The 14,138-nt window shown below is 57.8% G+C and carries 12 protein-coding genes and 3 pseudogenes; 6 read left to right on the top strand and 9 right to left on the bottom strand.

From position 1 onward, the window contains the following. Positions 1 to 373 precede the first annotated feature (373 nt). The 4 genes and pseudogenes from N7E01_RS13795 to N7E01_RS13780 form a co-directional block, all read right to left on the bottom strand. Positions 374 to 2,118, bottom strand: a pseudogene (locus N7E01_RS13795) (aminopeptidase P family protein). An 83-nt stretch (positions 2,119 to 2,201) separates the two neighbouring features. Further along, complete coding sequence (locus N7E01_RS13790) at positions 2,202 to 2,855, bottom strand: 3-oxoacid CoA-transferase subunit B (RefSeq protein WP_289173271.1); 654 nt, start codon at positions 2,853 to 2,855, stop codon at positions 2,202 to 2,204. A gap of 2 nt (positions 2,856 to 2,857) precedes the next feature. Next, positions 2,858 to 3,556, bottom strand: a complete 699-nt coding sequence (locus tag N7E01_RS13785) for a CoA transferase subunit A (protein ID WP_289173269.1) — start codon at positions 3,554 to 3,556, stop codon at positions 2,858 to 2,860. Positions 3,557 to 3,645: 89 nt separating this feature from the next. Continuing rightward, positions 3,646 to 4,083, bottom strand: coding sequence for an acyl-CoA thioesterase (locus N7E01_RS13780; protein WP_289173268.1), 438 nt, complete (start codon positions 4,081 to 4,083; stop codon positions 3,646 to 3,648). 142 nt (positions 4,084 to 4,225) lie between these two features. Between N7E01_RS13780 and N7E01_RS13775 the strand changes: the two genes are divergently transcribed. After that, on the top strand, positions 4,226 to 5,872 hold the full coding sequence (locus N7E01_RS13775) for an electron transfer flavoprotein-ubiquinone oxidoreductase (protein WP_289173267.1): 1,647 nt from the start codon (positions 4,226 to 4,228) through the stop codon (positions 5,870 to 5,872). A gap of 196 nt (positions 5,873 to 6,068) precedes the next feature. On the opposite strand, the pseudogene acs reads toward N7E01_RS13775, so the two are convergent. The 3 genes and pseudogenes from acs to N7E01_RS13760 all read right to left on the bottom strand — a co-directional run bounded on the left by acs (position 6,069) and on the right by N7E01_RS13760 (position 9,811). Next, positions 6,069 to 8,047, bottom strand: a pseudogene (gene acs, locus N7E01_RS13770) (acetate--CoA ligase). Between the two features lie 3 nt (positions 8,048 to 8,050). Further along, positions 8,051 to 9,370, bottom strand: coding sequence for an MFS transporter (locus N7E01_RS13765; RefSeq protein ID WP_289175818.1), 1,320 nt, complete (start codon positions 9,368 to 9,370; stop codon positions 8,051 to 8,053). Positions 9,371 to 9,406: 36 nt separating this feature from the next. Continuing rightward, entirely contained in the window at positions 9,407 to 9,811 is a 405-nt protein-coding gene (locus tag N7E01_RS13760; RefSeq protein WP_289173266.1) for a heme-binding protein, read from the bottom strand. Between the two features lie 165 nt (positions 9,812 to 9,976). On the opposite strand from N7E01_RS13760, the pseudogene N7E01_RS13755 reads away from it, so the two are divergent. Then, a pseudogene (locus N7E01_RS13755) lies at positions 9,977 to 10,601 on the top strand (C40 family peptidase). A gap of 20 nt (positions 10,602 to 10,621) precedes the next feature. Here N7E01_RS13755 and N7E01_RS13750 read toward each other — a convergent pair. Then, on the bottom strand, positions 10,622 to 11,284 hold the full coding sequence (locus N7E01_RS13750) for an O-linked N-acetylglucosamine transferase family protein (RefSeq protein ID WP_289175817.1): 663 nt from the start codon (positions 11,282 to 11,284) through the stop codon (positions 10,622 to 10,624). Between N7E01_RS13750 and N7E01_RS13745 the strand changes: the two genes are divergently transcribed. Beyond that, on the top strand, positions 11,205 to 12,290 hold the full coding sequence (locus N7E01_RS13745) for a hypothetical protein (protein ID WP_289175870.1): 1,086 nt from the start codon (positions 11,205 to 11,207) through the stop codon (positions 12,288 to 12,290). The genes N7E01_RS13750 and N7E01_RS13745 overlap by 80 nt on opposite strands. A 106-nt stretch (positions 12,291 to 12,396) precedes the next feature. On the opposite strand, the gene N7E01_RS13740 is transcribed toward N7E01_RS13745, so the two are convergent. After that, complete coding sequence (locus N7E01_RS13740; RefSeq protein WP_289173265.1) at positions 12,397 to 12,699, bottom strand: hypothetical protein; 303 nt, start codon at positions 12,697 to 12,699, stop codon at positions 12,397 to 12,399. A 254-nt stretch (positions 12,700 to 12,953) separates the two neighbouring features. Between N7E01_RS13740 and N7E01_RS13735 the strand changes: the two genes are divergently transcribed. The 3 genes from N7E01_RS13735 to N7E01_RS13725 all read left to right on the top strand — a co-directional run bounded on the left by N7E01_RS13735 (position 12,954) and on the right by N7E01_RS13725 (position 14,133). After that, positions 12,954 to 13,406, top strand: a complete 453-nt coding sequence (locus tag N7E01_RS13735) for an Xre family toxin-antitoxin system antitoxin (RefSeq protein ID WP_289173264.1) — start codon at positions 12,954 to 12,956, stop codon at positions 13,404 to 13,406. Beyond that, a complete protein-coding gene (locus tag N7E01_RS13730) occupies positions 13,406 to 13,882 on the top strand; it encodes an RES family NAD+ phosphorylase (RefSeq protein WP_289173263.1) in 477 nt (158 codons plus the stop codon). The genes N7E01_RS13735 and N7E01_RS13730 overlap by 1 nt, the downstream gene beginning before the upstream one ends. A 113-nt stretch (positions 13,883 to 13,995) precedes the next feature. Next, positions 13,996 to 14,133 (top strand): hypothetical protein, encoded by a 138-nt coding sequence (locus tag N7E01_RS13725; protein WP_289173262.1) that lies wholly within the window; start codon positions 13,996 to 13,998, stop codon positions 14,131 to 14,133. Positions 14,134 to 14,138: the final 5 nt, after the last annotated feature.

Below are 14,138 nucleotides of genomic sequence, written 5' to 3'. Positions count from 1 at the left end.
ACCGATGCTGATTTAATGAGGCCGTCATACCACCTTGTGGGCGGAAAAACGAACCCTTACCCCCTATGTTAAAGACATGGGGCATACAAAAGACGGTCAAGCTGACCGTATCAATAGCAAAACCACGAACAGATCGTAGTTTTAAAGCAACAAACCACCCATTGCAGGTGCGTTTGCTGTGGACGCAACTTGGCCCTGAGGACCAAATAGCGTTCAAAAAACGACTTCGCAGCCGTTAAAAACACTGAAAAATGCTAAATACGCTTTCGCCGGGCCAGCTACCCAAGTCTTTGATTTAAAAGGAGACTACCCTTTGCACGTGGTGAGTGACGTGTCGCACGGAAATTGAAATTATAGCTGACGCCGGAGCGGTTCAGACGGGTTCAGTCCGCTGAACAAGCCATTCCCGTGCGGCACCGTCAACCAGCGGCAACAGTGTCTGACGAACCCGGGCATGGTAGGTGTTCAACCACTCGATGTCGGACGCCGTGAGCAGCTCACGGACGATGCAACGGGTATCAATAGGGCACAGCGTTAACGTTTCAAAACGCAGGAACTGGCCAAATTCGGTTTGCGTGGCGGGCTGGCAAACCACCAGGTTTTCGATACGCACACCCCATTTGCCAGGCCGGTAAACCCCCGGTTCGTTGGACGTGATCATGCCCACCGCCATAGCCATCGAGGGCTTGGGCGGCGTGCGGTAAGAAATCGACTGCGGGCCTTCGTGGACGTTCAGGAAGTACCCCACGCCATGACCTGTGCCATGACCAAATTCAATGCCGGCCTGCCACAACGGTGCCCGGGCAATCGGGTCAAGCAACGGTGACAGAATACCTTGCGGAAAATGGGCTTGCGACAAGGCAATCATGCCGCGCAACACCAGGGTGTAATCGCGCTTTTGTTCGGCCGAGGGCTGCCCAACTGGCACCACACGGGTGATGTCGGTCGTACCGCCGGGATACTGCCCGCCCGAATCGATCAGCAACAGGCCATCACCGTCGATGACGGCATGCGACTGTGCGGTCGCATGATAGTGCGGCATGGCGCCATTGGCGTTATACGCGGCAATCGTGGAAAAACTGGACGACACAAACCCCGGTTGGCGGGCACGGGCCGCCGTGATTTTTTCGTCAATGGTCAGTTCAGTAATGCGTTCACGGCCCTGAGCTGCCTCGAACCATGCAAAAAATTCGCACAAGGCCGCACCGTCAAGCGCCATGGCCTGACGCACATGGGCAATTTCTTCCGGCGTTTTGCAGGCTTTCAACCGCCAGGACGGGTTATCCCCCTCGAGCTTCTGAACAAAGGCCGCCGCCGCAAGCAGCTTTACGGTGACGCGGGCCGGGTCAAACAGAAGCGTGTCAGACTCGGGCAGACACGCCAGCGCACCACCGACCGCATCATAAGGCTCAACCTGAACGCCATCGTTGGCCAGCACCTGTACCAGCCCCGCATCCAGCTTGGCCGTATCGACGAACACGCGGACCCCATCGCGCCCCACCAGCACATGCGCCAGAAACACCGGGTTGTAATCGACATCGGCGCCGCGCAGGTTCAACAGCCAGGCAATGTCATCCAGCGACGACAACCAATGCCATTGCGCCCCATGCTGCTGCATCTGCTCGCGAACCGCCTGAATGTTGGCCATGCGGGTGCGACAGGCGTAAGGCGGCAGGTGTTCATACACCGGCGCCGAAGGCAGGGCTGGCCGGTCAGTCCAGACCTCGGCCACCAGATCAAGATCGGTCACGATGGCGACCTTGCAAGGCTGCAAGACCGCCTGCCATTGCTTCAGGGCAGTAACGCTTAAGGTATTGCCATCAACCGCCACGCGGGCCCTTGGGGCAGGTGTTGCGCCAGCCAGTCGGGCGGCATGGGCACACCCGGCGCACCCGCGCGCAGGGTCTGAATACCCGTACCGGCCAGGTCGGCGTCGGCCTGTTCCCAATAACGGCTGTCCGTCCAGAGCCCGGCAAAGTCGGCCGTGACCAGCAAGGTGCCGGCCGAGCCTTCAAAACCCGAAAACCAGGCGCGAGCCGCCCAGTGATCGGGCAGGTATTCAGACAAATGCGGGTCTGCCGACAACACCACACACGCCTGGACACCATGATTTGCCATCGACTGGCGCAACGCCTGGATACGTGAAGCATAAAGGGAATCAACCACGATTCAACACCTGGAGTAACGGGGAAATCAACGTATCAGACGAATGCCGAAACGTCGAGACGCGCCGCTGTTTTAGACTTGATTTCTTCGACAGAAACGCCCGGCGCAAGTTCGGTGAGCTTCAGGCCATTGTCGGTCACTTCCATCACGCCCAGATCAGTGATGATCAGATCAACCACCCCTACGCCGGTGAGAGGCAGGTTGCATTCAGGCAAGAGCTTGATGTCTTCGGTACCGTCTTTCTTGCGGGCGACGTGTTCCATCAGCACCACCACGCGGCTGACGCCGGCAACCAGGTCCATGGCACCGCCCATGCCCTTGATCATTTTTCCCGGGATCATCCAGTTGGCCAGGTCACCCTTTTCGGACACCTGCATGGCACCCAGAATGGCCAGATTGATCTTGCCGCCGCGGATCATGCCGAACGATTGGGACGACGAAAAAATCGACGAACCCGGCAAGGTGGTAACCGTTTGCTTGCCGGCATTGATCATGTCGGCATCCACTTCGTGCTCTTCGGGAAACGGGCCGATACCCAGCAAGCCGTTTTCCGATTGCAACCAGACCTCGACACCTGTCGGAACATAGTTGGCGACCAGGGTGGGCAAACCGATACCCAGGTTTACATAAAAGCCATCTTGCAGTTCTTTTGCCGCGCGTGCGGCCATTTCATCACGAGTCCAGGCCATGCTCAGTCTCCGCGTACAGTGCGTTTTTCAATACGTTTTTCGGGGGTCGCGTTCAGGACAATGCGCTGCACGTAAATGCCAGGCAAATGAACGTCATCGGGGTCGATTTCGCCGATTTCAACAATCTTTTCAACCTCGACCACCGTGACCTTGCCAGCCATGGCCACATCGGGGTTGAAATTGCGCGCGGTTTTACGGAACACCAGATTGCCGCTGCGGTCGGCCATATAGGCCTTGACCAGCGACACATCGGGGGCCAACGCACGTTCAAGAATGTAGCGTTCGCCGTCGAACTCGCGCTCTTCCTTGCCTTCGGCCACCAGTGTACCCACACCGGTACGCGTGTAAAACGCCGGGATCCCGGAACCACCCGCCCGCAGCTTTTCAGCCAGCGTGCCCTGTGGTGTAAATTCAAGCTCAAGCTCGCCGGCCAGATACTGGCGTTCGAACTCTTTGTTTTCGCCCACGTACGACGAGATCATCTTCTTGATCTGGCGCGTTTCAAGCAATTGACCCAGACCGAACCCATCGACGCCGGCATTGTTACTGACGCAAGTCAGGTTCTGCACGCCGGAGTCGCGCAGCGCGGCAATAAGGGCTTCGGGAATTCCGCAGAGGCCAAAGCCGCCAACCCCGATCATCTGGTTGTCGGCCACCAGGCCTTTCAGTGCTTCTGCGGCACTTGCATACACTTTGTTCATAGGTGCTCCACCGTAGTATCTTCCTTGGCTGGCCTGCTGACCCGCTTCGCGGGTTTTTCGGCCAGGGCAAACTATAACTTACCAAACCGTCAGACGAAAAACCGTGCCAGGTGCGACAGTTCAGCCACCGTCCAGGGCGACGATTGACCGCTGCTGCGCTCAGCGGCCACAACCACATTCTTGCCTTTGGCATAGGCCACACCAGGCTCATCCTGCGTTTCAATAACCACATCAAACGTCAGGCTGGAGCGCCCCAGACGCGTCACCGTCATGATGACCACCACCGTGGCGGGGTAAATCACCGACTTGATGAAATCAAACGAAGCGTGCGCCAGCAACGGCACCCGATCATTCGGGAAGAACACGTTTTCCGCGTCAAAACACTGGGCACGCGCCTCTTCCACATAACGGAAATACAGCGTGTTGTTGACATGCCCTACGGCATCCATGTCACCCCAACGCACTGGCATGACACTCTTGAATACCGCACCCTCTTTAAGCGCGGCGACACTGGACTCAGTCGACATAGTAAATTTTCTAAAAAATTGAAATGAAAAAGTTTGAACGAAAAACGGCCTGACGATAACAGGACAACGTTGAAACAGCCGACGCCACCTGAACTACAATCGGACCATACAACAAAATAATTCATCTGGGAGAACGCTATCCATGGCTGAACGCGAATCGATGGAATACGACGTGGTGGTTGTCGGTGCCGGCCCTGCCGGGCTGGCCGCCGCCATCCGCATCAAACAACTGGCCACCGAAAAAGACCACGACATCAGTGTCTGTGTGCTTGAAAAAGGTGCCGAAGCCGGTGCGCACATCTTGTCGGGGGCCGTCATGGACCCGCGCGCACTCACCGAACTGATTCCCGACTGGAAAGAAAAAGGGGCGCCGCTCAATACACCAGTCAGCGAAGACCAGTTCCTTTTCCTGACCGAAAAAGGGTCACGTTCGACCCCGGCCTGGCTGCTTCCCGAATGTTTCCAGAACCACGGCAACTATATTGTTCGTCTGGGTGAAGTCACCCAATGGCTGGCCCAGCAAGCCGAAGCACTGGGTGTTGAAATCTTCCCCGGTTTTGCCGCAGCTGAAATCCTTTATAACGATGATGGCTCGGTCAAGGGCGTGGCCACCGGCGACATGGGCGTCGCCCGCGACGGCTCGCACACCGCCAACTACCAGCCCGGCATGGAACTGCATGCGCGCTACACCCTGTTTGCCGAAGGTTCGCGCGGGCAACTGGGCCGCCAGTTAATTGACCGCTTCAAACTCGACCAGGGCCGCAACCCGCAAAGCTACGCCATCGGCATCAAAGAAATGTGGGAAGTCGACCCGGCACAATCACGCCCCGGGCTGGTCATGCACACGGCAGGCTGGCCGCTCGATTCGGATACTTACGGCGGCTCGTTCCTTTATCACCTGAAAGACAATCTTGTGGTCGTTGGCCTGGTTGTCGGGCTTGACTACGCCAACCCCTGGCTGTCACCCTTCGAAGAGTTCCAGCGTTACAAAACGCACCCGGCCATCCGTAAAACCTTTGAAGGCGGCAAGCGCATTGCCTACGGCGCACGGTCATTAACCGCCGGCGGCTTGCTGTCCTTGCCCAAATTCACCTTCCCCGGTGGGGCCATGGTAGGCTGCGAAGCCGGCTTCCTGAACGCCTCGCGCATCAAAGGCAGCCATGCGGCCATCAAGACCGGCGCTCTGGCTGCAGAAGCCGCTGTACACGCCATTATGGCCGGGCGCAGCCACGACGAACTGACCGCCTACACCACCGCCTTCGAAGCGTCATGGTTGCACGCCGAACTGAACAAGGCCCGCAACTTCAAGCAATGGTTCAAGAAAGGCCGCACCGTCGGTACGGTCATGACCGGTGTCGAACAATGGTTGCTGAAAGGCAAAATGCCCTGGAGCCTGCGTCACAACAAGCCTGACCATGCCTGCCTGCAACCGGCGGCCCAATGCGCCCGTATTGATTACCCGAAACCCGACGGCAAACTGACCTTCGACCGGCTCAGCTCGGTCTTCATCTCGAACACGAACCACGAAGAAGATGAGCCTATCCACCTGACCCTGAAAGATCCGTCAGTGCCGGTGAACATCAACCTGGCCAAATACGGGGGCCCCGAAGCCCGCTTCTGTCCGGCCGGGGTGTACGAGTTCATCAAAGACGACAACGGTTCAGATCGCCTGCAGATCAATGCCCAAAACTGCATTCACTGCAAAACCTGCGACATTAAAGACCCCACGCAAAACATCGTGTGGGTGGCCCCGCAAGGCGGTGAAGGCCCGGTTTACAACGGCATGTAAGAGACCAGCAAACAACGGCCTGAACCTGCCGACAACCGGCAAATGGCCCGAACCAATGTTTCGGGCCATTTGCCGGCACAAAATAAACCCCGCCGCAAAAAACAGGGGGTTTATCAACAATCTGAAAGCCAGCGCATCGCGCTGGCTTTTTGCGGTGCGCCCATGCCGGGCGCACGCCTGAGGGTGCAAGCCCCGACTAAACCGACTTTGACAACTGATCGAGAATGGCCGGGTTTTCGAGTGTCGAGACGTCTTGCGTGACCTCTTCACCTTTGGCGACGATACGCAACAGACGACGCATGATTTTCCCCGAACGCGTCTTGGGCAGATTTTCACCAAAGCGGATGTCTTTGGGCTTGGCGATCGGGCCGATTTCCTTGGCGACCCAGTCACGCAACTGCCTGGCAATTTGCACGGCATCATCGCCCTGGGGCACGCTGCCTTTCAGCACGACAAACGCCACAATGGCCTCACCGGTCGTGTCGTCGGGACGCCCGACCACAGCCGCCTCGGCCACCAGCGGGTTGGCCACCAGCGCCGACTCGACTTCCATGGTGCCCAGACGGTGTCCCGATACGTTCAGCACATCGTCAACACGCCCCATGATCCAGAAGTAGCCATCGGTGTCGCGCTGCGCACCATCACCGGCCAGATAATAGCCTTTGAGCTCTTCCGGGAAATAGCTTTTCTTGAAGCGTTCAGGGTCACCCCAGATGTTGCGGATCATGGCGGGCCAGGGCCGCTTGATCACCAGGAAACCACCCATGCCGTTTTCAACATCGCCCCCGGTTTCATCCACAATGGCAGCGGCAATACCCGGCAGCGGCATGGTGCATGAGCCTGGTTTGAGCGCAGTAACGCCAGGCAACGGTGTGATCATGTGGCCACCGGTTTCAGTCTGCCACCAGGTATCCAGCACCGGACAACGCTCGCCGCCCACTTCTTTGAAATACCACATCCAGGCTTCCGGGTTGATCGGTTCGCCGACGGAACCAATAAGACGCAACGACGACAAGTCATAATTACGCGGATGGCATTCGGGCTGAAGCTCGGACGCTTTGATCAGCGAACGAATGGCCGTAGGCGCGGTGTAGAACACGCTGACCTTGTGACGCTGGATCATGTCCCAGAAACGCCCCGCGTTCGGATACGTGGGCACCCCTTCGAACATGACCTGGGTAATACCTGCCGCCAGCGGACCGTAAGCAATGTAGGTATGACCCGTGATCCAGCCCACGTCGGCCGTACACCAGTACACATCGGAAGGCTTGGCATCGAACGACCATTTAACCGTCAGCAAGGCCCACAGCAGGTAGCCGGCGCTAGAGTGCTGCACCCCTTGGGCTTGCCGGTAGAACCTGAGGTATACAGAATAAACAACGGGTGTTCGGCATTGACCGGTACCGGCGCACATTCGTTGGCCTGCCCCGCCACCACGTCGTGCATCCAGAGATCACGCCCTTGCGTCCAGGCCGTATTGCCACCGGTACGGCGGTAAACCACCACATGACGCACGGCCTCGCAGCCGCCCATACCCAGGGCCTCGTCAACAGCCGGCTTCAGACCAATCGCCTTGCCGCCACGCATTTGTTCATCGGCCGTAATAACCAGCGACGCACCCACATCGACCAGGCGCTCGTGAATACTTTTTGACGAAAACCCACCGAACACCACGGAATGTGTAATGCCCAGACGCACGCACGCGTGCATGGCCACCACCGCCTCGATGGACATCGGCAAATAAATGATGGCGCGATCACCCTTCTGGTAACCCAGCGACTTCAAACCATTGGCAAAGGCGCAGACCCGTTCGTAGAGTTCGCGGTAGGTAACGCGTGTCAGTTCGCCGTCATCGGCCTCAAAAATAATGGCGGTTTTGTGCTCGGTTTCAGTGCCCAGATGGCGGTCAAGGCAGTTTTCAGAGACGTTCAGCTCGCCATCGGCGAACCATTTATAGAACGGCGGGTTGGACTGGTCGAGCACCTGCGTGAACGGCCTGGACCATTTCAGGTTTTCTTTGGCCAGTCGGGCCCAGAAGTCTTCATGTGACGCTTCGGCTTCATCGACCAGCGCCTGATACGCGTCAGCACCCGGAATATTCGCAGTACGCACAAGCTCCGGAAATGCCGGAAACACCCGGTTTTCTACCAATACCGACTTGATCTGTGTGGACACCATTCATAGCTCCCGAGAGTTCTTGGAATTATTGACAACCCGATAAGTATCGCTCACCAGCACGCCACGCGCAAAATCAATCTTCAGCAGCACCAGGAAGCCCGCCACAAAAAACAACCCCGTGAATAACAAAGCCTGACGATGGTTGCCGCCAGTCAGCCAGGTAACCAACCCGTAACTGAACGGACCCACGACAGCCGCCAGCTGGATGGCAAACGTCCAGAGTGAATAGAACTCGGCCAGACGACCTGCCGGAGCCAGCGCACCCACCATGGCCCGCCCCGCACTTTGACTGGTACCCATGCACAGCCCTGCCAGCACGGCTGAGAGCCAGAACAGCCGTACGTCTGTGGCCTGCCAGGCCAGTACGACCATCAGCACCCACACCACCAACGTGGCGCCCAACGCCTTTTTATGACCGATACGATCTTGCACATGACCAAACGCCAACGCCCCGACCGCCGCCGCAATATTGACCACAAACACCAGCAGCATGGTCTGCGCCATGGTGAAGCCCATCGCTTCGGTGGCATACACCGCTGCCAGCGTGATGACGACGGCAATGCCCGCCTGATAAAACGCCCCGCACACCAGCAACCCGCGAAAATCGATGAAATTGCGGTTGATGTCTTGCCAGGCCACGAACAATTGACGCAACGCAGAGTGACGCCGCCGATGCGATGCCGGCGAGCGTTCGCGCAGGAACAGGAAAGACGGGATAGCCGAAACCGCGAAAATCACTGCCGTCAGCACCATGACAAAGGGCACATAAACGGGAGCCTCAAAGCCTTTTGCCGACAAGGCAGAGACGACGCCCAACGACAAACCCAAGGCCAGCATCCCGCCAAAATAACCAAACCCCCACCCCCAACCCGAGACACGGCCCAGGCTTTCGGGCCGGGCCAGTTCCGGCAAAAAGGCAGCGATCGTGGATTCGCCGACGCAATAACAATAATTGGACAGCGCCAACGCGACCAGCCCGGCCAGGACCATACCAGGACCAATACCCGCCAGGCCGGCGGTCGCCACCACACACCCGGCCGTGCTGATAAAAAGCACCCGACGCTTGCGCTGGTTGGCATCTGCATAGGCCCCCAGCCAGGGCATGGTCAGCATGACCAGCAAATAAGACAGGGACAGGGCCGAGGTCAACGCCAGCGTAGCCCACGATTGCCCGGCCGCCACCACACTGACAAAATAGGTGTTGAACACCGTGGTGAGCACCACGGTGGTGTAGCCGGAATTGGCAAAATCATAGAACGCCCAACCCCAGAATTCGCGCTTTTGTACGCCCGGAGCAAGCGCGCGCGCAAAGCCCCTGATTCAGCAGGGGGCCGGGACGACGAAGTGCTGCGATAGTTACGCAATTGCAGCAATACCGGCGCGTGCGATGGCCGCATCGTCACTGGACTTGACGCCACCAGCGGCCACCGCCCCCACGACATGACCATCAACAATAATCGGCACACCGCCTTCCAGCAGCCCTGACAGGCCCGGGGCCGACAAGAACGAAAAGCGACCGTCGTTGATCAGGTCATCGTAAACCTTGGTTTCACGACGACCCAGCGCAGCCGCCGCCGCTTTGGCCGGCGTGATTTGCGCAGAAACCGGAGCAGCACCATCAAGACGCAGCATGCCCAGCAAATGCCCACCGTCATCAACCACCGCAATGGTGACCGCCCATTGATTTTCAAGGGCATGGCGTTCAGCGGCTGCCAGAATGGCCTTGACGTCATCTGCTGTTAAAAAGGGTTTTGTTTTCATGATGTGGCGCTCAAGTGTCATTAACAGGGATAAACCATGACTTTACCTGAACGACATGATTAGTTAAACTCGGTCACGCGAAAAATTGCCGGCCCGGAAATGGGCCAACCCTTACCTATGCCGCCAATATCGATAACATCTTTATTTACTCGTCTCTTTTCATTCATGGCACCGCGACGTATTGCGATTGCGGCCACACTCGGCGCCAGTGCCATTCTGGCAGGCTGCGCCACAACCAACCAAACCACCGCCGGCACATCGCTGCGCAACACCTACCAGGCCCAGGCCACCGCCGACCCGCTCGGCGCCTATCTGGCCATGAACGAGTTTGGTTACAGCTACTCCAGCAACCGTGGTTACGACAAACCCGCCGGTACACGCGCCATGGCATCCACCGCGTTGCAACATCTGGGTGTGAAATACAAGATGGGCGGCGATGAACCCGATACCGGTTTCGATTGCAGCGGGCTGGTTATTTATGCCGCTGAAAAATCCCTGGGCCTGAAGCTGCCCCGCCGCTCGGCCGAAATCGCCCAGCAAGGCACCCCCATCGCCAAATCCGAACTGAAAAAGGTGACCTGGTCTTTTTCAACACACTGGGCCACCGGTTTTCACACGTCGGCATTTACCTGGGCGACAACCAGTTTGTTCACGCCCCCGGGCAGGTTCAGTGGTACGTGTCGAAGACATGACCATCGCCTACTGGCAAAAACGCTACAACGGTGCCCGGCGCCTGAACAACGACGGTATCGGGCTTGATGCTTCATCGGTACTGACGATGAACAAATAAAACGCTGCGTCAAGCCATACTTAATCGGTCGCACGACTGGCGGCAACCACGACGTGATCCGGCCCAAGGCCGGCACGGAACCGTTCGACAATTTTCACAAACGCCGATTCCAGGTACCTGACATAGCGTGGGGTGTCAAACAGTGGAAAATGCAGTCGATTTTCGGTTAAATAGTTTTTAATTTGCGCCAATTGCTTGGGCTGCTGTGCCAGCGTAACGGCAAGGTCTTCGTAATTGGCCGGTGTCGTCACAATCAACTGATCCAGACCCACCGCCCGTAACACGCTAGCCGCTACACGCGCTGCAAACGAACGCCCCGCACAGGTCAGTACCGGCACACCCACCCACAGGGCATCGCTGGCCGTAGTGTGCGCATTGCAAGGCAGCGTATCCAGAAACAGGTCGGCCAACGACATCCGTGCCAGGTGATCGGGCAGCGGCAATGACCGGGCAAACACCAGACGGTCAGGCTGGATGCCACGGACACGGGCTTCCCGCACCAGATTCGCCCGGGCCGCCGGGTTACCTTCCAGCAGCCACAGCACGCTATCGGGCACCTGCGCCAGAATGCGCATCCAGCCGTCGAACGTGGCCGGCGTGACCTTGTACAAACTGTTAAAACAGCAAAAGACAACGACATTTTCGGGCAAACCGCACGCGCTGCGTGTCGGGCGCAACGGCATCACCGTCAAAACCACTCTTGACACCTCGGCGTGGGATGCCGGTTCTGATGTCATCCGGCTGCGCACCGGTGAAACTCTGGTGATCAGCCCGGAACAGGCGTCGTTATTGGCCGTTGGCCTTGATTGCGGCTGTACTGGCAATTCCTTTGCCATTATTGGCAATGGCACGGTAAAACTGACGACAAGCACGTTGGACAACCCCTTGGATATCACCGACCTGCTGGTCATTGCGCCTGAGGTCCACCTCGACTTTGCCAACTCGGGCATCGTTACCGTGCCCGCTGACAACACGGTGTCAGCCCACCCGGAGCACTTGAACGGCATCAGACTCTTGGGTGACGGCTCGGTTTATGTTGCCGGCGACGGCACCGGAACCTGGTCACCGGATTACACAGGCAGCGCACGCGGCCCGGTAACGCTGGACATCGGCACCAATGGGGCAGGCAACGTGATCATCGCCACCGAAAGCAACGACCTCATTACCGTCAGAGGAAGTGGCCTGAGCGCCATCGTACCCGGCAAAGGGGCCGATACCGTATGGCTTGAGACAGAAACCGACGGGGTCAGCGTCATTACTATTGAAGCCGGAACGGCGACCCCTGCCGACTCGCATTTCTGGGCCATAGACGAAATCCACGGGTTCACACCGGGCAAAGACATGATTCACCCGGCCAGACTGTATCTGGGCGGTAACGGTGAGTCTGACGAACCACTGGACGATGCGACTTTTAATGTTGATGGCATCACATTCCATATTGACAAGGGTCTCACCAAGATCAGTACAGGCACTTTGCCTGAAACCGGCACACTGCAGTATGTGCTGGAGCAATTGTCCATTCATATGGGTACGAACCAGCGGCTGACCGCCTACGAATACAACGGTGACACCTACCTGTTCAACGGTGACGGGACAGCCGGGCTGGCAGTATCCGACATGGTGGTAAAACTGGTCGGCGTGAAAAACCTGAGCAGTATTGATGACATTCTTCTGGGGGCAGTGCTGTAGCAAATACCGCAGGCGTGCCATAACGGCTGCCAGCCGGCAGCCTTCGTTTGTTTCAATGGGAAACCTGCCTGGTACTGTCTGCTGCAGCAGGCGACTTCAAAGGCGGCTAAGCGACCAAAATGAAGTCACTCGCAACTGACGAGGTGGATCCAGTCAGTTCGATGAACAAGTCGCCGCTATCCATTTGCTGATTGTTGTTATTGATCAGCAGGTACTTACCCTTACCCAGGCTGCCATTATTACCGGTTAGATCAAGGATATACGCTTGCAGGCCATTATTAGAAGATGGGGTCAAATAAACCGTACTTAGCCCGGACTTTTCATCCGCCAAGTGATCCGAGCGTTTTTCGGCCGATTTGGTCACCGCCCTGGAAATTGGCCTGCAAATGACGGCGTCCAAGGCGCCCAAAGTTCAGCTCTTCAGTGGTACGATTTGGCATCGGCGCTACCTTCCCAAAATCTTGTTTTGCACCTCGATTTTATGCGGGCTTAAAGGTATGCGCCGATTCCTTTTGGTGAAATTTCCGGGCTAGACACGCCGGGCGTGTTGCTGTACGACGGCACCGAGACGATGCCCTTGGGGGACGGGATAGGCGCCATGGACTTTGACGCCATTTTTGACTAAACTAGACGCCAAATGGCTTCATTTCACGAGAGGACCCCATGACGACTGCCAGCTTGCATCCCTCGTTTGTTTCGGCAGTAAACCTGCTTGGAGGCGAAGCCGTGCTGCATGCTCGCCCCCGGGTGATGATGGACTGGATTCCCCTGGTTCGCCAAGGACTGCCCTCAGCGTCGGTGGATGCGGTGGTGCGCATCACACGCATCACCCAAAGTGAGCTGGCACACGCGCTGGCCATCCCTGAGCGGACACTGGCCCGGCGCAAGCGCGAAGGTGCGCTCTCACCCGAGGAATCCGCCAAGTTCGTGCGCTTTGCTCGCGTGGTCGAGCGTGCCGAAACCGTCTTTGAAGATGCCGACAGCGCCCTGAACTGGCTGCAAAGCCAGAATGCGGCACTCGGTGGCGTGACCCCGCTGTCACTGCTGGACACGGAGATCGGTGCTGACAGCGTGCTGGACACCCTGGGGAGGATCGAGCACGGGGTGTTTGCCTGATGCGCACCGTCTGGCGCATCACCACGACCCGCTTTGCCCAGTCCGCCTTCAGTGGTGAAGGCGCCAGGCTCTACGGCGGACGCTGGAATCCGAAGGGTTGGGAGGTGGTCTATACCGCCCAATCCCAGTCCTTGGCCTTGCTCGAACTAATGGTGCAAGACGATCCCTTACGGGCGCACTACGTGCTGATTCCGGCCAAGCTGCCAGCAGACCTGCCCGAAACACGCATCGACGTAGATCAGCTGCCGGAAGACTGGAGAACCATCGGCGCGAGAGATGTCCTGCAGACCATGGGGCAGGCGTGGCTGCAAGAGGCTCAAACAGCGGTATTGAATGTTCCAAGCGCTGTCGTGCCCGCAGAGCGCAACATCCTCATCAATCCACGCCATCCGGACTTCGCCCGTATTGTGCTGGGCGAACCTCAGTCCTTGCAGACCGATACCCGCCTACTGCGCAATCTGGGCAAGCCCATCTGACGATAGATCGCTCCCAAGATCAAACGCCAATTCGTTTGGCTCTCATCCTGACCAACTATGCTGACACTGGGGGCCGGTCAGCCGATTGCACCAAGGCATTCCGAAAGGATTGAGTGCTGCTCTCTCGTTCCGGGCGCTACGACATGAAACGGCTCAAAGCAGCGATGCTGCTGTTGATTGCCAACGATGCACCGCTGAGAGCGGACCGGGAGACCTCCGTGGTTGGCCTGCTTGCGTTTATCTCAAATTGAGATAT

This window comes from Neopusillimonas aromaticivorans (assembly GCF_030344915.1).
Taxonomy (GTDB): domain Bacteria; phylum Pseudomonadota; class Gammaproteobacteria; order Burkholderiales; family Burkholderiaceae_B; genus Neopusillimonas; species Neopusillimonas aromaticivorans.
This window is presented reverse-complemented; position numbering and strand designations above follow the sequence as displayed.

Bases quoted from the DNA above. Each gene is read 5' to 3' on its own strand.
- N7E01_RS13790 (WP_289173271.1), bottom strand. From the start codon at position 2,855: ATGGCCTGGACTCGTGATGAAATGGCCGCACGCGCGGCAAAAGAACTG.
- N7E01_RS13760 (WP_289173266.1), bottom strand. From the start codon at position 9,811: ATGAAAACAAAACCCTTTTTAACAGCAGATGACGTCAAGGCCATTCTG.
- N7E01_RS13735 (WP_289173264.1), top strand. From the start codon at position 12,954: ATGACGACTGCCAGCTTGCATCCCTCGTTTGTTTCGGCAGTAAACCTG.
- N7E01_RS13775 (WP_289173267.1), top strand. From the start codon at position 4,226: ATGGCTGAACGCGAATCGATGGAATACGACGTGGTGGTTGTCGGTGCC.
- N7E01_RS13780 (WP_289173268.1), bottom strand. From the start codon at position 4,083: ATGTCGACTGAGTCCAGTGTCGCCGCGCTTAAAGAGGGTGCGGTATTC.
- N7E01_RS13750 (WP_289175817.1), bottom strand. From the start codon at position 11,284: ATGCCGTTGCGCCCGACACGCAGCGCGTGCGGTTTGCCCGAAAATGTC.
- N7E01_RS13785 (WP_289173269.1), bottom strand. From the start codon at position 3,556: ATGAACAAAGTGTATGCAAGTGCCGCAGAAGCACTGAAAGGCCTGGTG.
- N7E01_RS13730 (WP_289173263.1), top strand. From the start codon at position 13,406: ATGCGCACCGTCTGGCGCATCACCACGACCCGCTTTGCCCAGTCCGCC.